The sequence below is a fragment of the Xanthomonas citri pv. mangiferaeindicae genome, from assembly GCA_002240395.1.
Taxonomy (GTDB): Bacteria; Pseudomonadota; Gammaproteobacteria; order Xanthomonadales; family Xanthomonadaceae; genus Luteimonas; species Luteimonas citri_A.
Map to the genome: position 1 here is coordinate 3,344,944 of CP016836.1, position 19,503 is coordinate 3,364,446.

Sequence of the window (19,503 nt, forward strand, 5' to 3'; positions counted from 1 at the left end):
GTCGTCGGGCGCCCGAACCGCGTCTTGCGGGCCGCTCAGGCGGCCAGTTCGCGCTCGATGCCGTACTTGCGCAGTTTTTCGGCCAAAGTAGTGCGACGCAGGCCCAGCAACTGCGCCGCATGCGCCACCACGCCGTCGCTGCGTTCGAGCGCCTCGCGGATCAGGCCCAGCTCGATCCGCGCCATGTGATCGCGCAGGTCCAGCCCGTCCTCGGGCAGCTGCGCCGGTTCGCAGGCGTCCGCGGCGACAGCGGGCGCTTGAACGTCCGCCGGCGGCGCCACGGGCATTGCCGGTGGCGGCTCGACCAGGTGCTCGCGGTAGCGCTGCGGCAGATCCTGCACGCGCACCATGCCGCCCGGATTGAGCACCGCCAGGCGCTCGACCAGGTTGCTCAGCTCGCGCACGTTGCCCGGCCACGCATAGCCGGCCAGTGCGTCGAGGGTGTCGGCCGAAAAGCGGATCTCGCCGCGCCCGTTGCGTGCCAGCTGGCTGGCGATCGTGCCCACCAGCTCGGGCAGGTCGTCGCGCCGTTCGCGCAGGGACGGCATCTCGATCGGAAACACGTTGAGCCGGTAGAACAGGTCCTCGCGGAACTGGCCCTCGCCGATGCGCGCTTCCAGGTCGCGGTGGGTCGCCGCGATCACGCGCACGTCGCAGCGGATCGACTGGTTGCCGCCGACGCGCTCGAAGCAACGCTCCTGCAGTACGCGCAGCAGCTTGACCTGCATCGGCAGGCTCATGTCGCCGATTTCGTCGAGCAGCAGCGTGCCGCCCTCGGCCATTTCGAAGCGGCCCTTGCGCGCCGACAGCGCCCCGGTGAACGCGCCTTTCTCATGGCCGAACAGTTCGCTTTCGAGCAGTTCGGCCGGAATCGCGCCGCAATTGATCGCCACGAACGGTCCATCGCGGCGGGCCGAGCGCTGATGGATGGCGCGCGCGGCGACCTCCTTGCCGGTGCCCGATTCGCCCAGCACCAGCACGGTGGTGTCGAACGGCGCGACCTGGTCGATCATCCGCCGCAGGCGCCGGACCGGCTCGCTGCTGCCGGTCGGCCCGAAGCCCTGGTCGGTCGCGGCCTGACGGTCGGCATCGATGCGCTTGAGGCTGGCGATGCGCAGCAGGTTCTCGAGCTGGGCGTGGCGCAGCGGCGATTCGAGCGTCCACACGCCGGCCTCGTGCAGGCCATGCGCACTGGCGAACGCCGGCGCCTCGCCGTCGATCAGCAGCACCGGCGGCGCGATCCCGGCCTGGCCCAGCCAGCCGAAGAACGCAGACGCGGCGGCATCGTCGGCGGCGATGTCGCCGACCAGCACCGCGACCCAGTCGCTGGGCCGGTGCCGCGCGGCGGAGATCTCGCCGGGTTCGGCGACCCAGCGCGGGCGCAGATCCATGAATTCGAGCAGCGTGCACAGCCGCTCGGCGCGGTCGCCATCGGCGTCGATGACCAGGATGCGCGGCTCGCTCACGGCTGCGCTCCCGGCTCGCCCTGCGGATGGCGCAGGCTTTCGAGAATCTGCATGACTTCCTGGATGTAGGACAGCTTGCTGACGAAGTTGTCGGCACCGGCGCGCGTGGCGTGCTCGCGGTGCTCGGCGTCGTCGAAGTGGCTGGCGATCACGATGTAGGGCGGGTCGTCCTGCGCCTTGATCAAGCGTGCGGCCTGCAGGCCGCCCATCTCGGGCATCGCCAGGTCCATCAGCACCACGTCCGGGCGCAGCGCCTCGGATTGCGCGATCGCCTCCAGGCCGTTGCCGGCGGTGCCGACCACATCCAGCCAGTCCAGCCGGCGCAGGTGGCGCAGTGCGGCATTGATGAAGCCGTCGTGGTCATCGACCAGCAGTACTTTGATCTTGTCCATGGGCAGTCTCAGGCCGTTCGGGCCAATGGCGCGGACGCCGGGGCACGGCGCAGACGGGCGGGCGGAATGTCGAGTTGTTCGCGGTACTTGGCGACCGTCCGCCGCGCGATGTGCACGCCTTGTCGTGCGAGCAGGGCAGCGATCGCGTCGTCGGCCAGCGGGCGGTGCCGCGGCTCGGCCTCGATCAGCCGCCGCACCATCGCCCGGACTGCGGCGCCGGAGACCTCCGCGCCTTCCAAGCGGACTGCGAAGAACCGCTTCATCTCGATCGTGCCGCGCGGTGTCTGCAGGTACTTGCCGGTGGTGATCCGCGACACCGTCGATTCGTGCATGCCAATCGCCTCGGCGACCTCCTTGAGGGTCAACGGCGCGATGGCCTCTTCACCCCGGGTCAGGAACGCCGCCTGGCGTTCGACCAGGACCCGGGCGGTGCGCAGCAGCGTGTCGTAGCGCATCGACAGGCCACGGGCGAACCAGCGGGCTTCCTGCAGCAGTTCGCGCATCGGCGCGGCGGCCTCGCCGCCATCGGCGAGCAGGCGCTCGTAACCGGTATTGATCGTCACGCGCGGGGTGGTGAGCGGGTTCAATGCGACCCGCCAGCCGGCATCGGCATGCCAGACCACGACGTCGGGGACCACCGCGTCGTCGGACACGGGGGCGTCGGCTTGCGCCGGGCGCGGGTCGAGTGCGCGCACCAGCGCGACCGCCTCGTGGACATCCTCGACCGCGCGGTCGAGACGGCGGGCGATCGCATCGATATCGTGCGCGGCCAATAGGTCGAGCCCGACCTCGACCAGGCGCCGGGCCAGCGGGCGGCCCGGTACGCGGCCGGGCAGGGCGTCGAGCTGTGCCAGCAGACATTCGCGCACGTCGCGCGCGGCGATCCCGGCCGGGTCGCCGGCCAGCAGCCGCTGGCGCACCGCCTCGGCCTGTGCCGCCGAGCAGCCCAACTGGGCCGATGCGCGCGCGGCGAGCGCGTCGGGCGGCTCGAGCAGATAGCCGGACTCGTCGCAATGAGCCAGCCAGAACGCGGCGATCGCCAGCTGCGCGTCCGGCAATTCCAGCGCCAGGCGCTGCAGGATCCGCCAATGCGGGTCACTGGACTCGGTGGCCGCAATCCGCTGCAGACCGTCGTCGTCGCCGCTCCAACTGGCGGTGCGGACATCCCACATCGTGCTTTCAGGCAGTTCGTCGAACGCGGCGACCTCGACCCGGCCATCGGGGATGGAGTCGGCGTCTGTCGGGGCGGGCGCAGCGGGGGATGCCTCATCGAGCTCGAGCATCGGGTTGTGCGCGAGCACGCGGCGCACTTCCAGTTCCAGTTGCTGGCCATCGAGCTGCAGCAGACGAATCGACTGCAGCAACTGCGGTGTCAGGTGGAGCTGCTGGCCGAGCTGCAGCGAGGCGGAGGCCTTCATGTCGGAATCCCGTCGCGCAGGAGGACGGCGCGTGCAGGCATCGTGAAGCCCGCGTGACGGCAACGCTATCGGGCAGTTCCCGACGTCGGCAAGGCATTACCTGACTGCTGTCGGGGTTTCCCTGACAGGCTGGCCGGCGCCGGTGCCGGGATTCCGGCGGCGCGCCTCAGTCACCGGCCGGCCGCTGCCGCGCAGCGAGCAGCACCAGGTCGTTGGCGCGCCGGCAGCCGAGCGTTTCCATCATGCGCGCGCGGTGGGTTTCGACCGTCTTGATGCTGATCGCGAGCTCGGCGGCGATCTCCTTGCTGCTGCGCCCGCGGCCGATCAGGTCGAGGATCTGTTGCTGGCGCCTGGACAGCGCATCGACGCCGCCCTGGACCGGGCGGCCGAACATCGGCGCCATCAGCCGTGACGACAGCCGCGGGCTGAGATACAGCTCGCCGGTGAACGCGGTGCGCAGCGCCACTTCCAGCTCCATCGGCGCCGCGTCCTTGACGATGAAGCCGGCCGCGCCGCGTTCGATCGCCGAGCGCACGTGCTGGGCATCGTCGTGCATCGACATGATCAGCACGCGGGTGGCGGGCAACTGCGCGTGGATCGCGACCATGGCGTCGATGCCGCTGCGACCGGGCAGGGAGAGGTCCATCAGCACCAGGTCGGGGCGATGGGCCAGACTCAGCGTCAGCGCCTCGTCGGCGCCACTGGCCTGTGCGCATACATCGACATCGTCGAAGCCTTGCAGCAGCCGGTCCAGGCCGGCCCGTACCAGCGTGTGGTCATCGACGATCAGTACGCGCACCAGTCCAGTCCCCTCCTGGCCGCCGTAAGGGGCCGCCCGGTGGACAGGATACGTCAGCCGGGCGGCAAGCTTCAGCGCCGCCGCTGTTCGGCGACCTGGCGCCGGTGCAGACGGAACAGATGGCGGTCCAGCGCCTCGACGAGATCGGCGCGCAGACTGGCGAAGGCCAGCCACACCCGGGTGCCGGCGTGGCCCTGTTCGCAGGCCACCACCGTCGCCGGCAGTGCCAGGTGGTCGGGCAGCCAGTCGGCCGGTTGCAGCCGCACGATCGCGGCCGCGCCCGGAGGCGGGTGCTGGCCGGGTTCCAGGTCGACCCGCAGGCCATGGCAGGACCAGTGCAGCCGGCGGTCGACCAGGCCGTCATCGCGCCGGGCCAGCCGGCCGAGCAGGGCGAGGATCAGGTCGAGCTTGGCGTCCATGCGCTGGGCCAGCAGCGGCAGGTCGCCGTGGTCCTCACTGCCGTCGTCCTTGCGCAGGTCCTCGATGTGGGCCAGCGCCGATAGCAGGGTGATGGCCTCGGCCTGACGGCCGGCGCCGTCGGCCGGCTCGATGGCCACCGGCAGGTCGAGTTCGCAACTCAGGGCGTCGCCGAACAACCGCGCCTCGGCTTCGGCCGGCGTGGTCGACGCGAGCGGACTCACGGCGCCTGCTCCAGTCCGGCGTAGATCCGCGAGGCCGCGTTGGCGCGGTGTGCCTGCCGCAACTGCGCGGCGGCCGCGTCGCGGCGCACGCCCAGGCGTGCGGTCAGTGCGAGCTGGGCGTCGAGCAGCGCGCGCAGGGCCGGCACCGGCAGGGGAGCGGCGGCGGACGCCACCGTGCCTTCCAGGCGCTGCTGGTAGGCGTCCAGCAGGCCCGCTGCGGTCGCCAGGTCATCGTCGGCGATCGCCGCCTCGAGCGCGGCAAGGTCGTGGTGCAGAACCTCGAGCCCGCTCATGCCGGCGCGCCGGTCGCTTCACTGGCCGCCTTGCCGGGCTGGATCGCGGCCCAGGCGGCATCGACCTCGGCCAGCAGCGCCAGCGATTCGCGCAGGCCGGTCGGGTCGTTCTGCAGGTTGGCTTCGGTCAGCCGGCGCACGATGTAGTCGTAGAGCGAAGACAGATTGGCCGCGATCTCGCCGCCGGCTTCGTGGTCGAGCGAACCATCGAGATGACCGACGATCGCGCAGGCCTCACCGATCGCCTTGCCCTTGCGCGCCTGGTCGCCACGCTCAAGGCACGCTTCGGCCAGGCGGATGCGCTCGCAGGCGCCCGCCAGCAACAGCGCGACCAGCCGGTGCGGATCGGCCTCCATGACGGCGCCCTCCAGCTGCGTCTGACGGTACTGCTGGGCGTAGTTGCGGGGCATCATCGGGGTCCCTCCGAGGGATCACTGTGAGCTCTGCGCCGACAGCGCGGTGAGCTGCTGGGCGAGATAGGTGTTGGTGGTGCTCATCTGCGACATGAGCTTGTCCAGCGCCACGAACTGCGCCTTGTAGCGCTCAGCAACGCCCTTCATGCGCAGCTCCAGCGCATCGCGCTGCTTGCCGATGTCCTTGATCTGGCCATCGAGCCCCTCCTTGCGCGAGGTGAACGAACCTTCCTTGCCGACATAGGTCTTGACCACGGCGTTGAGCCGGCTGGCGATACCGGTCTCGCCGGTAAAGGCGGCGGCGATCTTGGCCGGATTTTCGGCCATCGCGGCGTCGAACTTGGTGGCATCGAGCACCAAATTGCCGTTGGGGTTGGGATGGCCCTGGGTCTGCAGGCCCAGGGTCTTGGCATCCAGTCCTTGGGCGGCGAGTTCGCCGAGCAGTTCGCTCATCATCCCGCGCAACTGAGAGCCGGCGCCGCGCATCTGTGCATCGCCGGTCAGCGAGGAGGGCGTCTTGGTCTCGGCGTTGTAGCTGGTGGCAGTGGTGATTGCATTGAGGGCGGCGTTGTAGGCTTTGACGAAGCCTTCGACCGCGGTGCGGCTGCCGGTGGGATTGGCCGCGACTTCGACGATGCTGGTCCCGGCATCCTTGAGCTTGAGGGTCAACCCCTGGACCGCATCGGTGACCGTGTTGCTGGCGCTGGTGGTGACCAGCCCGTCGATGGAGAGCTTGGCATCCGCGGCCGGGACCTGCTCGGTCATGCCGTCGACCAGGCCATGCAGATCGCTCTCACCCTCGAGCACCGAGAGCGTGATCGCATGCGCCGCGCCGGTCTTGGCGCTGCCCAGCGACAGATGCTGGCCCTCGTCGGACGTCAACAGTGCCGCCTGCACGCCGTGCTTGCCGGCGGCGGCGGTGATCGCATTGCGGATGTCGGTCAGGGTGGCGTCCTTGGCCACGGTGACGTCGACGAAGTCGGCGCCGATCCCGACCCGCAAGGTGCCGGCCCCGAACTTGGTGGCCTTGTCGATGCCGTCGCCGACCAGCTTGTGCGCGGTGGCCAAGCGCTCGACCACGACCTCATAGCGCCCCAGCGGGGTATTGCCGCCGACGGTGGCGCCGAGCACGGTGTCGGTGACGGTGCCGGTCGGCGCGGCACCGGTCGTCGAGCGCGAGGTGACCATGCGGGCGCCCAGCGCCTCGGGCTTTTGCAAGGCATCGAGCGCGGTCTTGAGGCCGTCGAACGCGGACGTCACCCCGCCCAGGCCCGAGAGCTTGAACTTGGCGTTGGTCTCGAGCTTGTTGAGCCGCGCATCGTGTGGCGCACGGTCACTGCTGACCAGCTTGGTGACGATTGCGCTGATGTCCAGGCCGGAGCCGACGCCGCCGTAGCCAAAAGAATAGTCCGCCATGTCCGGTCTCCCGTTGCCCGCTGACGCCGCCCTGGCAGACGTGCGCCCTCTGGATTGGATATCGGCGCGTTCACGCCGCGCTTGAGTCGACCCAAGCCATGCAGGTTGCGTGCCAGCGCCGCGCCGTCGCCAGGCGCCGCTGCCCACAACGCGAAACCCGCCTTCCGTTGCCGGAAGGCGGGTCGCGGTCCACGTCAGTGCGGGAACTGCGGCGCGATCAGCGCAGCAGGCTCAGCACGTTCTGCGGGATCTGGTTGGCCTGCGCCAGCATTGCGGTACCGGCCTGCTGCAGGATCTGCGTGCGCGACAGCTCGGCAGTCTCCTTGGCGAAGTCGGTGTCGACGATGCGGCTGCGCGAGGCCGACAGGTTCTCCGAACCGGTCTGCAGGTTCGCCACGACCGAGCTGAAGCGGTTCTGCACGGCGCCCAGATCGGCGCGGGCCGAGTTGACCGAGTTCAGGGCGGCGTCCATCGCCAGGATCGCGTTCTCGGCGCCGCGCTCGGTCGAGATGTCGAGCTGGGCGAAACCGGTGGCGGCGGCGCCTTCGGCGAAGTTCGCCGTCGCGCCGGCGGTCAGGCCGGTCTGGGCGAGCAGGCCGGCGGCATCGTCACCCGTGCTGAGGCCGACCGTGAAGTTGCCATTTGCCGAGGCCAGCTCGACCTTGCCGTCCTTGAGCGACGCAGTCACGCCAGTGTTGTAGCTCTGGTTGTTGATCGCGGTGACCAGGTTGTTGGCGCGCTCGGAAGCGCTGCCGGCCTTGTCGTAGCTGATCGTGATCGCCTCGGAGTTGTCGCCCGACGGCAGCACGCCCTGCAGCGTGAAGCTGCCGGCGGTGAAGCTGGCGGGCGTTGCTGCGCCTGCGGGCGTCTGCGCCGCTGCGGTGACGTTGATCGTGGGCCGGTGCTGTTGTCGACCACGACTGCGGCGGCGCCAGTATTGGACAGGGCGACGTTGGTGCCGGTGGCAGTGGCCACGCCAGCGGCCTCGCCGTTGATCGCCGTAGCGATATTGGTCGCCAGCGCGGCGCGGGCCGCAGCGATGTCGTTGGTGCCGGCGACGGCTTGGACGGTGACGGTCTCGCCATTGACGTCGAGGTCGAACGCGGCGAAACCGTCGTCGGCGCCCGTGGCGACAAAGGCCGACACGTCGATCGTCGCCGTGCCCGGGGTGGCCGCGCCACCACCTGCGGTTGCGCCACCCGTTGCGGCCACGCCGGTCACAGTCGCCGAGGTGGCGGCTTCGTTCCAGTTGCCGAGCTTGCTGATGTTGGCGTCGGCGATCTGTGCGACGCTGATCGTCTGGCCCTGGTTGGCGCCGACCTGGAAGGCCTGGTTCTGGAAGCTGCCGTCAAGCAGCTTCTTGCCGTTGAAGTTGGTCTGCTCGGCGACGCGCTGGATCTCGGCCTTCAGCAGCTGGACTTCGGAGTTCAGCGCGGCGCGGTCGGTGTCGGAGTTGGTGGCGTTGCGCGACTGCACCGACAGCTCACGGATGCGCTGCAGGTTGTTGCCGATCTCGCCCAGCGCGCCTTCGGCGGTCTGTGCCAGCGAGATGCCGTCGTTGGCGTTGCGGGCGGCCTGGTTGGCGCCGCGGATCTGGGTGCTGAAACGCTCGGAGATCGCCAGGCCGGCAGCGTCGTCCTTGGCGCTGTTGATGCGCAGGCCAGACGACAGGCGCTGGATCGTCGTCGACAGGCTCGAGCTGTTGGTCGACAGGTTGCGCTGGGCGTTCAGCGAAATGGTGTTGGTGTTGATGACGGACATTGCTGGTCTCCTGGATGAGGGAATCCGGCGGGTACAGGGCCTTGCCGGGTGGCTCCGCAGGGGCTTGCCGTCTCACCGGCCCCGTCCTCTGCTGACACCATTAACGGCGTCCCGGGGCAGGGCTTTAGGGCTGTCGTCGCACATCATGGGGACCAGGCATTCGCTGGCCCTGGGTCGCATCCGCGCGAAGGCGACCGAGCACGATCCCGTTGGGTCTTCATTTTGTATCCATTTGTTTACATTCCGCGCGAAATGTATACGATGAGGAACGAAATCGAGGAGTCATCCGTGGCTATCGAACGTGTTCCCGATGTGGCAACCCAGGCCAGACATAGCGGGCAAAGGCTGCGCGACAGGCGCAAGTCGCTGGGCATCAGCATGACCGCCGCCGCTGAAGCTGCAGGCATGTCGCGCGTCACTTGGCATCGACTGGAGCGCGGCGAGACCTCCGTCGCGTGGGGCTATGTCCTCGCGGCGGTGCATGCGCTTGGGCTGGAGGTCGAGATCGAAGTCCCAGGGGCGGCCGCGCGTTGCAGCTGAGACTGCAGCGCATGGAGCAGGCCTGAGCGTATCGCGAACGTGGGGCTCGTACGGAAGACGTTTCGCGGGCGCGCCGACGGCGGGCAGGCGCCGTGGACGTCCAGGCGCCCTTCGCCGGCGTCAGCGCAGCAGGTCGAACAGCGACAGGCGCTGCATCTGCACGAAGCTCAGCTGGGCGGCGTCGAGCGCGACCTTTTCCAGATTGAATTGCGCGATCGCCTCGGCATAGTCGAGGTCGCGCAGGCCCGAGAGCGTGGTCTCGATGGTCAGGCCCTGGGCGTCGCGCAGGCTGTCGGCGCCATCGAGCGCGGACAGTTGGGCGCCGCCCGCAGCGCGGGCGTCGATGAAGTGGTCCTGCGCGGTGGCGATGTCGCGCATCGCGCCCTGCAGCGCGTTCTGCTGCGCGGCGCGCTGGGCATCGGTGGTCGGGTCGAGCGCCAGCGCACCGAGCAGTCGGTCGATGGTCGCGAACACGTCGCGCGTCGTCGACGGGCCGACTTCGAAGGCGTCGCCGTCGGCCGGCGCGCCGCCCAGCACCACGTGGACGCCGTTGACGTCGATCGCCTCACCGTCGACATGCGTGCCGCTGCCGACCACGTCGCCGGCGGCATCCAGGACCTCGTAGGCGCCATCCTCGCCGAACACGATCCGGTACTGGCCGCCGTCCCAGCGCGACGAATCGGCGACCGAGAAGCTGCCGACCCGGCCGGTACCGGTGTTGCCGGCCTGCGCGGCGACGTCGACCCGGCCATCGCCGGTGCGCACGCGCAGGAAGACCTCGCTGCCGGGCGCAGTGTCGGCGACGAACAACTGCGGCGCGACTTCGACCTGGCGCTGGGTCTGGTCGCCGCCATAGGCGACGCTGCCGGCCACCCGACTGAAGGGCGGGCTGCCGTCCTGGGTGCCGCCGAACAGATAACGGCCGGTGCCGTCGGGGCTGTTGGCTACCTCCAGCAGGCTGTCGCGCAGGCTGGTGATCTCGATGGCGATCGCCTTGCGGTCGCCGTCCGACAGCGAGGCGCTGTTGGCGCGCACGGTCAGTTCGGTGATCCGGCCCATGATGTCGCCGGCCTGCGTCAGCGCGCTTTCCTGCATGCTCAGACGATGGCGCACGGCATCGCCGTTCTTGCCGAAGCGCTCGAGTTCGGCGAGCGCGCGGTCCAGGCCGACCGCAGCCCCCGCGCCGACCGGGTCGTCTTTGGCGGTCAGCAGCTTCTGGCCGGTGGTCAACTGCTGTTGCAGACGGGCCAGCGAGGCCTGCTTGGACTGCAGCGAGGCGATCGACTGCTGGTAGAGCATGCTGGTGGAGATGCGATTGCTCATCGGCGGACGGCTCCCAGGATCGACTGGAACAGGGTGTCGGCGGTGGACACGATGTGCGCGGCAGCCTGGTAGGCCTGTTGCAGCTGCAGCATGTTGGCGGCTTCTTCGTCGAGATTGACGCCCGACACGCTGTCGCGGGCCGATTGCGCCTGGGTGTGCACCACCGCCTGCGCTTCGGCGGCATAGGCGGCATGCCGCGCGGTCGAGCCGACGGCCGAGGTCAGGCCCGAGATCGCGCTGTTGAGGCTGACGTTGCCGCCGTCGAGCAGGCGCAGATCGTCGAGGCCGGCGAGCAGGGCGGCATTGCCGTTGTCGCTGGAGCCGGCACCCGTTGGACCGACGGTGAAGGTATCGCCTGCGGCCGGAATGCCGTCGAGCACGAACGACCAACCGTTGGACTCGATCCGCGCGCCCGGTGTGTAGGGGAACGGCCCGTCGCCATCGATCATGTACTGGTCGCCATCGAGGAACTCGATACTGGCCGGGCCCGCGAGCGCTGCCTGGGCATCGTCGACGCGCATGCCCGACGGCTTGCCGGTGCCCTGGTTGTCGAGCGCGGCATCGACACGCACTGCCGTTGCTGCGGCGATCCGCCCTGGGTCGGTGATCGCCACCGCCAGCCCGCCGGTGACCTGGGCGGTGGGCTGCAGCAGGAAGCGGTCCTGCTGCGCGGGTGTGCCGTCGACGATCAGCGCGATACCGCCCACGCGCAGCGGATCGTCGGCAGTGCCGGTGCCCGCGACCGGCACCGTGGCGCCGGTGGCCGCATCGCTTGCCGACCAGGCGCCGTCGCGCCACTGCACAATCAGGTTGCGACCATCGACCGCGGCGAGGTCGGCGACGCTCGCCGACAATCGCGCCGATCCGCTGTTGGCGCTGTGGCCGGAGACCACCGGCGCGGGCACGCTGAAGAAATCGCCGCCGCGTGCGCCGGTCTGATCGACGCCAGCGGCGTGCCCGGCGTTGAACCGCATGCCCAGACCCAGCGCGATCCGGCCCAGTTCGGCCTGGGTCGGGTCCAGCACCTGGCTGCGGAACTCGAGCAGCCCGCCCAGGCGCCCGCCCATCGCACGCTCGTCGATGCGTACGGTCTGGCCGGCGCCCTGCAGCGCCAACTGCTGGCGCTCGGGCCGGTAGGGGTCGGAGACGGTGGTCAGCTGCGAGGCCTGCGCGCCGACGACCAGAGCCTGGCCGCCGCTGGAGAACACATTGATCGCGCCGCCGTCCTGCGGCACGGCGGTGCCGCCGGTCCAGCCGACGAGCTCGGTGATCAGTTGATCGCGCTGGTCGAGCAGGTCGGGCGAGGCCGTCGATGCACTGCTGATCCGCGCGTTGAGCTGGGCGATCTGCCCGGCCAGCCGGTTGACCTCGGTCGCGCCGGCAACCAGCCCGTTGTCGACCTCGGTCGCCAGGCGCCCGAACTCGCCGTGCAGTTGCTGGAAGCGCGAGGTCAGCGCCTTGGCGTCGCCGAGCAGGCTCTGCCGCTCGGCCGATGCCGAGGCCTTGGACGACAGCGCACTGACCGCGTCGAAGAAGTTCGACCACTGCCCGGCGATGCCGGTGGCCGACTCGGACATCAGGCTGTCGACGCGGCCGGTGAGCGTGGAGAGCTGCTGCAGGCGGGCCAGTTCGCCGCCACTGTCGATCAGCCGGGCATTGGCCAGATCGTCGGCGACGCGGCGGATGTCGCTGATCCGCGTGCCGCTGCCGATGTAGCCCACGCCGACGTCCTGCGGCGTGCCGGTGGTGAACTCGACCTGCTGGCGGCTGTAGCCGGGCGTCTTGATGTTGGCGACGTTGTGGCCGACGGTCGAGAGCGCCCGCTGGAACGCGATCAGCGCGCTGGTACCGGTGGTGAGGACGTTGGCCATGACGGGTCCTGGCGACTAGCGGCGGGAGAACGCCTGGCCGGACGCGTCGGCGCCGGCGAAGCGGAACGGTTGCACGGCGTCGCCGGCCTCGCGTGCGACCTCGGCGATCGTCGACAGGGCACGCCCCAGCGTGGGGCCGTTGGCGATTGCGCTGATCTTGTCGGCGTAGCGCGGGTCGGTGGCGTAGCCGGCCTGCTGCAGCGCGCTGGCGAAACGACGCACGTCACCGCCCGACTCGAGTGCCTGGCGGTAGCGCGGGTTCTGTTTGAGCAGCCGCACGTAGTCGGCGAAGCTCTCGGCCGGCGAGGCATAGGCGCGGAACTGCGCGCGCTCGTCGCGGCGCACCCCATTGCGGTACTCGTGGGTGGTCGCGGTGACGCGCTCGCCCTGCCAGCCGGTGGCCTTGATGCCGAACAGGTTGTGCGCGGTCCCGCCGTCGCTCTGGCGGATCATGCGCCGGCCCCAGCCGGTCTCGAGCGCGGCCTGTGCCACCAGCGCCCGGGCATCGACGCCGAGTTCGCGCGCCGCGCTCTGTGCGTGCGACCAGATCGAGGCGACGAAGCCTTCGGGCGTGCGCGTGCCCAGCCGGTCGGCGGCGGCGCGCGAGGCGCTTTCCAGCGCGGCCGCCCCCGGCACCAGTGCGGTCGCGGCCGCGCCGGCGGCCGAGGCGGCGGGCTGCACACGGGCCAGCAGCCGATCGATGAAGCCATCCATCGGCGAGGCCGAGCTCGCGCTCTCGGCGGACGCGGCGGTGCGCCCGGCGATCAGGTCGAGCGTGCGTGCGCCGAGTGTCTCGGGCAACAAGGACCGCTCGCCAGTGTCGGCGTCCGCAGAGGGCAACGGCGCGCTCGGGTCCAGCCGCGTGTCGAGCGCCGGCGCGGCCTGCGTGCCGCCCAGTTGCCGCGCGATGGTCTTGGCCAGGCCCAGCCCCGGCCCGTCGGTCAGCGACTTGGCGAGCTTCTGGTCGTAGAGGTCGCGGTAAAGCTGATTCTCGCCCGGGAACAGCGCATCGCCGAAGCTCGCATCGCGCATGCTCTTGATCAGCATCTGCGCGAACACGCCTTCGAACTGGCGTGCAGCATCGTCGATGCGGCCGGCGTCGGGCCGCTGGCCAGGCGCGAGCTCGATGGGCGTCGGGGCGATGCGCATGTCAGATCACCTCCAGCTCCGCGCGCAGCGCGCCGGCCTGCTTGAGCGCCTCGAGGATCGCGATCAGGTCGCCGGGGGCTGCGCCCACTGCATTGACCGCGCGGACGATCTCATCAAGCGAGGTGCCGCCGGCGAACTTGAACATGCGGCTGCCGTCCTGGCCGATCTCGATATCCGAACGCGGCGCCACGACCGTGCTGCCGCGTCCGAAGGCCTCGGGCTGGCTCACGTCCACGCTCTCGGTGATCGTCACGCTCAACGAACCATGGGCGATCGCCGCCGGCAGCACCTTGACCTGTGAGCCGATGACCACGGTGCCGGTACGCGCGTTGACGATGACCTTGGCCGGCGCAGAACCGGCGGCCAGCTGCACGTTCTCGACCTGCGCGAGAAAACCGATCCGCGCAGCCGGGTCGTACGGCGCACGCACCGCGATGGTCACGCCGTCGACGGCGCGCGCGGTGCCGGGACCGAAACGCGCGTCGAGCGCGGCGACCATGTTGGCGATGGTGCTGAAATCGGCGCGGTTGAGGTTGAGCGTCAACTCGCCGCTGTCGCCCAGTTCCCCGGTCGCCACCCCACGCTCGACCATCGCGCCGTTCGGGATGCGGCCCACGCTGGGGATGTTGACCGACACGCGCGAGCCGTCGCGGCCCTGCGCGCCGAAGCCGCCGACGACCAGGCTGCCCTGGGCGATCGCGTAGACCTGGCCATCGGCGCCCTTGAGCGGCGCCATCAGCAGGGTGCCGCCACGCAGCGAGACCGCGTTGGCGATCGACGAGACGGTGATGTCGATCGTCTGGCCGGGCTTGGCGAACGGCGGCAGCTCGGCGTGGATCGCGACCGCGGCGACGTTCTTGAGCTGCGGATTGACGTTCGACGGCACGGTGACGCCGAGCTCGTTGAGCATGTTGCGCAGGCTTTGCACGGTGAAGGGCGCCTGACTGGTGCGGTCGCCGCTGCCGTCCAGGCCGACCACCAGGCCATAGCCGACCAGCGCATTGCCGCGCACGCCGCCGATGGTGGCCAGATCCTTGATGCGTTCCTGCGCGAAAGCGGGCAGGCACACGCACAGCACAAGCGCGGCGACGAGCAACGGACGGTAGCGGGCAGGGCGCATGACGGGACTCAGTAGGGAGACAGCCGCGAATTAAAGAACCGGCCGAGCCAGCCCATCGCGTTGGACTGGGCGATCGCGCCGCGGCCGCCGTAGACGATCCGCGCGTCGGCGACGCGGCCCGAGGGCACACTGTTGTCGGGGGCGATGTCGGCCGGGCGCACGATGCCCTGGACCTGCACCAGTTCATTGCCCTGATTGAGGCGCAATTCCTTGCTGCCTTCGACGACGAGATTGCCGTTGGGCAGACGCTGCACCACGGTGACGGTGATGCTGCCCTGCAGGCGGTTGCTCTGCGTGCTGCGGCCATTGCCGTCGAAATCGCGCTTGCCGCTGGCGCTGGCGCCAAGCACTTCGCGCCCGCCGATCGTGACCGGGGCGCCGAACAGGTTCGGCGGCGCGATGTCCACTGAGCTTTCCTTGCCGACCTTGGTCGCAGCGTTGGTCTGCGCGATCGTGCTCTCGATCAGCTGGATCGTGATCAGGTCGCCAACCTCGCGCGCGCGCTTGTCGGCGAACAGCGACAGTCCGCCGCCCCCGGCCTGGTAGATCGCGCCCTGGGTCGCATACGTCGGCGGGGCTGCGACCGGCTGGATCGGTGCCAGCGCGGGATACGGCCGGACATCGCCGGCGGCGACGCAGCCGCCGAGCAGGGCAGGCAGGGCGAGCAGCACGAGCGCGCGTGGCGCAGATGGCGGAACCACGGACATGGCAGCCTCAGACGTTGTTGTTGAGATAGCCGAGCATCGAGTCGGTGGTCGAGATCGCCTTGGCGTTCATCTCGTAGGCGCGCTGGGTCTCGATCATGCTGACCAGCTCTTCGACCACGTTGACGTTGCTGCCTTCCAGCGCGCCCTGTTCGATCAGGCCCAGGCCGTTGAGGCCCGGCGTGCCGTTCTGCGCCGGCCCCGAAGCAGTCGTCTCCAGATACAGGTTCTCGCCGCGCGCCTGCAGGCCCGCCGGGTTGATGAAGTCGGTGATCGTCAGTGAGCCGATCTCCAGCGCCTGGCCCTCACCGGCCATCTGCACGGTGATCGTGCCGTCCTGGCCGATGGTCATCGCCTGCGCGCCCTCCGGGATCTGGATGCCCGGCTGCACGGCGAAGCCGCTGTTGGTCACCAGTTCGCCCTGCGGACTGATCTTGAAGCTGCCGTCGCGGGTATAGGCCGACGTGCCATCGGGCAGCAGCACCTCGAAGAACCCACGGCCGTCGACCATCACGTCGAGCGCGCGGCCGGTCTGCTGCGGATTGCCCTGCTGGAAGTCCTTGGCTGTCGAGACCACGCGCACGCCAGTGCCGAGCTGCAGACCGGTCGGCAGCTGCGTCTGCGCCGAGCTCGCACCGCCAGGCTGGCGCACCTGTTGGTAGAGCAGGTCCTCGAAGTTGGCGCGGTCGCGCTTGAAGCCGGTGGTGTTGGTGTTGGCGAGATTGTTGGAGACCACCGACATGCGCGTCTGCTGCGCATCCAGCCCGGTCTTCGCCACCCACAGTGCCTGGTTCATCGTCGTGTCCTCGATGCGGCGCACCGCGCCGTCCACCATCAGCGATGCAATCCCCGTGCCACCGTCCCAAAACCGGGGTCAGCAAAAACTGGGGTCAGAGTGCAATTTCGTAGCGACTGCATCGGGTCGTCTTGCCACGACGACGAAATTGCACTCTGACCCCGGTTTTGAGACGCCGGTTTTCTAGCGTCAGCCGCCCAGGCGGAGCAGGCTGTTGGCGGCCTGGGCGTTGTCGTCGCCGCGCTGGATCAGCTTGACCTGCATTTCGAACTGGCGTTGCAGCTGGATCATCTGCACCAGGGCGCCGGCGGCGTCGACGTTGCTCGCTTCCAGGGCGCCGGTCGTCATGACGTTGCCGACGGCCTGAGCCGGGGGTTGTTGGGGGTCGGTGCTGCGCATCAGCCCGTCGAGCCCGCGCGCGAGCCGGTCGGGGGGCGCCTCGACCACGCGCAGGCGGCCGACGATCGCCAGCGTCTGCGGGCCTTCGCCGAGCGGCACGATCGACACCGTGCCGTCCTCGCCGATGTCCAGCGCCTGGTGCGGCGGCAGCGCAAGCGGCTGGCCGTTCTCGTCGATCAGTGGATGTCCGCCGCCGGTGACCAGTTGGCCGTTGGGGGTCGGCGACAGATTTCCGGCGCGGGTGTAGGCCACCCCGCCGTCGGCCGACTGCACCGCCAGCCAGCGGTCGGGCCGCAGCGAGACATCGAGCGCGTTGCCGGTCACCCGTTGCGCACCGACCCGGCTGTCGAAGCCTTGGTCGATGTGCATCGCGTCGATGCGCGAGGCGTGTTCGCCGCCGGGCACGCGATAGGCCCGGGTATTGGCCAGTGCGGCCTTGAAGCCGGCGGTCTCGGCATTGGCAAGGTTGTGCGCCACCGTGCCCTGGGCCTGCAGCGTGGCGCGGGCGCCGCTCATCGCGACGTAGAGGGCTTTGTCCATGGGGGGCCGGGTCTGGAGTTTCGGGGGCGAGGGCGCAAGACGAGCGGGGAGTTGGCGATCCGGAGCGGGTGCAGACGTGCGCGCAACGTCGTCCTCTCACCCGCCACGCATCGACCGGCCGGCGCATCAACGGATGTTGATGACCGTCTGCGTGACCTGGTCCTGGGTCGAGATCATCTGTGCGTTGGCCTGGAAGTTGCGCTGGGCGACGATCATGTTGACCAACTGCTCGGTCAGATCGACGGTCGACGATTCCAGCGCGCCGGCCTGCAGGTGGCCGAAATCGGCGCTGTCGGGTACGCCGGTGCGCGAGGCGCCCGAATCGTAGCTTTCGGCCCAGAAATTGTTGCCCTGCGATTGCAGCCCCTGCGGGTTGACGAAGGTCGTCAGCGCGACCTGGCCCAGCGCGGCGTCGGCGCCGTTGGAATAGCGCGCAAACACCACGCCGTCGGCCGCGATGCTGATCTCGTCGAGCTTGCCGGCCGCGTAGCCGTCCTGGCGGTTGTCGCGCAGTTGGAAGCCGTTGCCGTACTGGGTCGAGCCGCTGACATCGAGCGTGACCGCGACCTCGCCAGCCCCGTTGCCCGGCACGAACGGCGTCAGCACGATGCGGCCATCGGCGGGCTCGGTCAGCGCGCCGTTGTCGGTGAAGGTGAGCGTGGCGACATCGCCGACGCGTTCGCCGTCGATGTAGGTGTGCACCTGCCATTCGTTGGCCACATCGGTCTTGACGAAGTACGAGGTCTGCACGTGGCTCACGCCCAGCGAGTCGAACACCGTGACGCCGCCGCTCGAGGCGTTGTAGCTGTTGGGCTCCCCCGGATCGAAGGTCGCGATCGTCGGCGGCTTCGCATTGCCGGGCAGGGTGAACTTCAGGTTGACCGCGCTGGTCGCGCGTGGCGGGCTGTCGGTGGTCAGCAGCTGCAGGTCGGTCACACGGCCGATGTCGAAGCCGGTGCCATTGGCGCTGGGGGGTAGACCTGCAGCCGGGCCCCGTCCGGGGTGCCGATGTAGCCCTGGTTGTCGGCCTGGAAGTTGCCGGCGCGGCTGTAGAGCCGGGTGCCGTTCTTGTTGAGGGTGAAGAAGCCCTCGCCATCGATCGCCATGTCCAGGTTGCGCCCGGTCGGCGTGATGTTGCCCTGGGAGAATTGCTGGGCGACGTTGCTCAGCTTCACGCCTGAGCCGATCGCGTTGCGGGCCAGCCCGTAGGACGTCCGCGAGAACAGATCGCCGAATTCCGCGCGCGACTCCTTGAAGCCGGTGGTGTTGACGTTGGCGACGTTATTGGCAGTGACGTTGAGGTCGGCGTTGGCTGCGTTGATGCCGGACAGTGCGGTGTTGAAGCTCATGGCGGACTCCGTTGTGGTCGGGCGCGGATGAAAAGGGCGGTCAGTTGACGCGCAGCACGTAGCCGATCGGCGCGGTGCCCAGGCCGTCGAGATCGAGGTAGAGCCCGTCGCTGCCGACCGACACGCTGTCGACGCGGGCGCGCACATAGGTGCTCAGCACCGAGGACTCGCCGCTGCCCGCCAGGTGGCGTGCGGCGATGCCATAGGTCCCGGCCGGCAGCCGGTTGCCGGCGGCATCGGTGCCGTCCCAGGCGAACGCGACCTCGCCGGCGGCGGTGGCCGGCACGCTGAACTGGTGCACGAGCTCGCCGTTGGCATCGGTGACATCGAAGTTCACGATGCCGGCCGACGGGGCGGCGACCAGGCCGGTCGCGCTGCCTTCGCTCGGCAGCGCCAGCTTGGCCGATGGCAGCACCACATCGCGGCCCACCAGATTCGCGCCGCGCAGCAACTGGTCGCTGGCCATCGCATTGGCGAAGCCGTTGACCGAGCTGTTGAGGTCCTGGATGCCCTGCACGGTCGAGAACTGCGCCAACTGGCCGAGGAACGCACTGTTCTCCATCGGCTTGAGCGGGTCCTGGTGCTTGAGCTGTTCGGTCATCAGCCGCAGGAAGTCGGCCTGGCCGAGTGAGGCGTCCTTCTTGTCGGCAGCCTTGCCGCTGCCTAGGCCGAGGCTGTTGGCGATGTCGCTGGAGATCGTGCTCATCAGCGGCCCATGCTCAAGGTGGCGACGGCCAGTTCCTTGGCGGTGTTCATCATCTCCACGCCCGCCTGGTAGCTGCGCGAGGCGGAGATCAGGTTGACCATCTGCGACACCGGGTCGACGTCGGGCGCGTACACGTAACCCTGGGCATCGGCGAGCGGGTGACCGGGTTCGTAGCGCTGGATCGGCGGCGTGTCGCGCTCGACGATGCCAGCCACCTGCACGCCGGTCAGCGCCGGGTCGCTGGCATGCGCGCTGGCGCGGAACACCGGCTCGAGCGGCCGGTAGACCTGCTCGGGCGTGCCGGCGACCGAGTCGGCGTTGGCCAGGTTGCTGGCCAGCGTGCTCAAGCGGACCGACTGGGCCTGCATGGCCGAACCGGCGACATCGAAGATCGGCAGGTTGCTCAT

The 19,503-nt window shown here is 69.6% G+C and carries 18 protein-coding genes and 2 pseudogenes; 1 reads left to right on the top strand and 19 read right to left on the bottom strand.

Going from position 1 to position 19,503, the window contains the following annotated elements:
• Positions 1-35: 35 nt before the first annotated feature.
• The 9 genes and pseudogenes from BEN78_14545 to BEN78_14585 form a co-directional block, all read right to left on the bottom strand.
• Complete coding sequence (locus BEN78_14545) at positions 36-1,466, bottom strand: Fis family transcriptional regulator (GenBank protein ID ASR44404.1); 1,431 nt, start codon at positions 1,464-1,466, stop codon at positions 36-38.
• The gene (locus BEN78_14550; GenBank protein ID ASR44405.1) at positions 1,463-1,858 is read right to left on the bottom strand and encodes a two-component system response regulator; all 396 of its coding nucleotides are present in this window, start codon (positions 1,856-1,858) and stop codon (positions 1,463-1,465) included. The genes BEN78_14545 and BEN78_14550 overlap by 4 nt, the downstream gene beginning before the upstream one ends.
• Positions 1,859-1,866: 8 nt before the next feature.
• Complete coding sequence (locus tag BEN78_14555; protein ASR44406.1) at positions 1,867-3,276, bottom strand: RNA polymerase sigma-54 factor; 1,410 nt, start codon at positions 3,274-3,276, stop codon at positions 1,867-1,869.
• 166 nt (positions 3,277-3,442) lie between these two features.
• Positions 3,443-4,075, bottom strand: coding sequence for a DNA-binding response regulator (locus BEN78_14560; GenBank protein ID ASR44407.1), 633 nt, complete (start codon positions 4,073-4,075; stop codon positions 3,443-3,445).
• A gap of 71 nt (positions 4,076-4,146) precedes the next feature.
• Entirely contained in the window at positions 4,147-4,716 is a 570-nt protein-coding gene (locus BEN78_14565; GenBank protein ID ASR44408.1) for a hypothetical protein, read from the bottom strand.
• Complete coding sequence (locus tag BEN78_14570) at positions 4,713-5,009, bottom strand: hypothetical protein (protein ID ASR44409.1); 297 nt, start codon at positions 5,007-5,009, stop codon at positions 4,713-4,715. Before BEN78_14570 ends, BEN78_14565 begins: the two co-directional genes overlap by 4 nt.
• A complete protein-coding gene (locus tag BEN78_14575; protein ID ASR44410.1) occupies positions 5,006-5,422 on the bottom strand; it encodes a flagellar export chaperone FliS in 417 nt (138 codons plus the stop codon). The genes BEN78_14570 and BEN78_14575 overlap by 4 nt, the downstream gene beginning before the upstream one ends.
• A gap of 18 nt (positions 5,423-5,440) precedes the next feature.
• Complete coding sequence (locus BEN78_14580; GenBank protein ID ASR44411.1) at positions 5,441-6,838, bottom strand: hypothetical protein; 1,398 nt, start codon at positions 6,836-6,838, stop codon at positions 5,441-5,443.
• 217 nt (positions 6,839-7,055) lie between these two features.
• Positions 7,056-8,599, bottom strand: a pseudogene (locus tag BEN78_14585) (flagellin).
• A 252-nt stretch (positions 8,600-8,851) separates the two neighbouring features.
• On the opposite strand from BEN78_14585, the gene BEN78_14590 reads away from it, so the two are divergent.
• Positions 8,852-9,139 carry a hypothetical protein gene (locus tag BEN78_14590; protein ID ASR44412.1) on the top strand — a complete coding sequence of 96 codons (288 nt, stop codon included), beginning with the start codon at positions 8,852-8,854 and terminating at the stop codon, positions 9,137-9,139.
• 120 nt (positions 9,140-9,259) lie between these two features.
• Here BEN78_14590 and BEN78_14595 read toward each other — a convergent pair whose 3' ends face one another.
• The 10 genes and pseudogenes from BEN78_14595 to BEN78_14640 form a co-directional block, all read right to left on the bottom strand.
• On the bottom strand, positions 9,260-10,462 hold the full coding sequence (locus BEN78_14595; protein ID ASR44413.1) for a flagellar hook-associated protein 3: 1,203 nt from the start codon (positions 10,460-10,462) through the stop codon (positions 9,260-9,262).
• Positions 10,459-12,333, bottom strand: coding sequence for a flagellar hook-associated protein FlgK (locus BEN78_14600; GenBank protein ASR44414.1), 1,875 nt, complete (start codon positions 12,331-12,333; stop codon positions 10,459-10,461). Before BEN78_14600 ends, BEN78_14595 begins: the two co-directional genes overlap by 4 nt.
• 15 nt (positions 12,334-12,348) lie before the next feature.
• Positions 12,349-13,482: a flagellar rod assembly protein/muramidase FlgJ gene (locus tag BEN78_14605; GenBank protein ID ASR44415.1), complete on the bottom strand. Its 1,134-nt coding sequence runs from the start codon at positions 13,480-13,482 to the stop codon at positions 12,349-12,351.
• 1 nt (position 13,483) lies between these two features.
• Entirely contained in the window at positions 13,484-14,602 is a 1,119-nt protein-coding gene (locus BEN78_14610) for a flagellar biosynthesis protein FlgI (GenBank protein ID ASR44416.1), read from the bottom strand.
• An 8-nt stretch (positions 14,603-14,610) separates the two neighbouring features.
• A complete protein-coding gene (locus tag BEN78_14615) occupies positions 14,611-15,309 on the bottom strand; it encodes a flagellar basal body L-ring protein (protein ASR44417.1) in 699 nt (232 codons plus the stop codon).
• Positions 15,310-15,316: 7 nt separating this feature from the next.
• Complete coding sequence (locus BEN78_14620; protein ASR45163.1) at positions 15,317-16,102, bottom strand: flagellar basal-body rod protein FlgG; 786 nt, start codon at positions 16,100-16,102, stop codon at positions 15,317-15,319.
• A 189-nt stretch (positions 16,103-16,291) separates the two neighbouring features.
• Positions 16,292-17,041 (bottom strand): flagellar biosynthesis protein FlgF, encoded by a 750-nt coding sequence (locus BEN78_14625; GenBank protein ID ASR44418.1) that lies wholly within the window; start codon positions 17,039-17,041, stop codon positions 16,292-16,294.
• A gap of 126 nt (positions 17,042-17,167) precedes the next feature.
• Positions 17,168-18,390 (bottom strand): annotated as a pseudogene (locus tag BEN78_14630) (flagellar hook protein FlgE).
• Positions 18,391-18,430: 40 nt separating this feature from the next.
• Positions 18,431-19,096, bottom strand: coding sequence for a flagellar basal body rod modification protein (flgD, locus tag BEN78_14635; protein ID ASR44419.1), 666 nt, complete (start codon positions 19,094-19,096; stop codon positions 18,431-18,433).
• The gene (locus BEN78_14640) at positions 19,096-19,503 is read right to left on the bottom strand and encodes a flagellar basal body rod protein FlgC (protein ID ASR44420.1); all 408 of its coding nucleotides are present in this window, start codon (positions 19,501-19,503) and stop codon (positions 19,096-19,098) included. The genes flgD and BEN78_14640 overlap by 1 nt, the downstream gene beginning before the upstream one ends.

What these genes read in the sequence shown, in the direction of transcription:
- BEN78_14600 (ASR44414.1), bottom strand. Translation starts at nt 12,333, where the DNA reads ATGGCCAACGTCCTCACCACCGGTACCAGCGCGCTGATCGCGTTCCAG.
- BEN78_14575 (ASR44410.1), bottom strand. Translation starts at nt 5,422, where the DNA reads ATGATGCCCCGCAACTACGCCCAGCAGTACCGTCAGACGCAGCTGGAG.
- BEN78_14550 (ASR44405.1), bottom strand. Translation starts at nt 1,858, where the DNA reads ATGGACAAGATCAAAGTACTGCTGGTCGATGACCACGACGGCTTCATC.
- BEN78_14595 (ASR44413.1), bottom strand. Translation starts at nt 10,462, where the DNA reads ATGAGCAATCGCATCTCCACCAGCATGCTCTACCAGCAGTCGATCGCC.
- BEN78_14590 (ASR44412.1), top strand. Translation starts at nt 8,852, where the DNA reads ATGTATACGATGAGGAACGAAATCGAGGAGTCATCCGTGGCTATCGAA.
- BEN78_14605 (ASR44415.1), bottom strand. Translation starts at nt 13,482, where the DNA reads ATGCGCATCGCCCCGACGCCCATCGAGCTCGCGCCTGGCCAGCGGCCC.
- BEN78_14625 (ASR44418.1), bottom strand. Translation starts at nt 17,041, where the DNA reads ATGGACAAAGCCCTCTACGTCGCGATGAGCGGCGCCCGCGCCACGCTG.
- BEN78_14620 (ASR45163.1), bottom strand. Translation starts at nt 16,102, where the DNA reads ATGAACCAGGCACTGTGGGTGGCGAAGACCGGGCTGGATGCGCAGCAG.
- BEN78_14580 (ASR44411.1), bottom strand. Translation starts at nt 6,838, where the DNA reads ATGGCGGACTATTCTTTTGGCTACGGCGGCGTCGGCTCCGGCCTGGAC.
- BEN78_14610 (ASR44416.1), bottom strand. Translation starts at nt 14,602, where the DNA reads ATGCGCCCTGCCCGCTACCGTCCGTTGCTCGTCGCCGCGCTTGTGCTG.
- BEN78_14555 (ASR44406.1), bottom strand. Translation starts at nt 3,276, where the DNA reads ATGAAGGCCTCCGCCTCGCTGCAGCTCGGCCAGCAGCTCCACCTGACA.
- BEN78_14615 (ASR44417.1), bottom strand. Translation starts at nt 15,309, where the DNA reads ATGTCCGTGGTTCCGCCATCTGCGCCACGCGCGCTCGTGCTGCTCGCC.
- BEN78_14640 (ASR44420.1), bottom strand. Translation starts at nt 19,503, where the DNA reads ATGAGCAACCTGCCGATCTTCGATGTCGCCGGTTCGGCCATGCAGGCC.
- BEN78_14570 (ASR44409.1), bottom strand. Translation starts at nt 5,009, where the DNA reads ATGAGCGGGCTCGAGGTTCTGCACCACGACCTTGCCGCGCTCGAGGCG.
- flgD (ASR44419.1), bottom strand. Translation starts at nt 19,096, where the DNA reads ATGAGCACGATCTCCAGCGACATCGCCAACAGCCTCGGCCTAGGCAGC.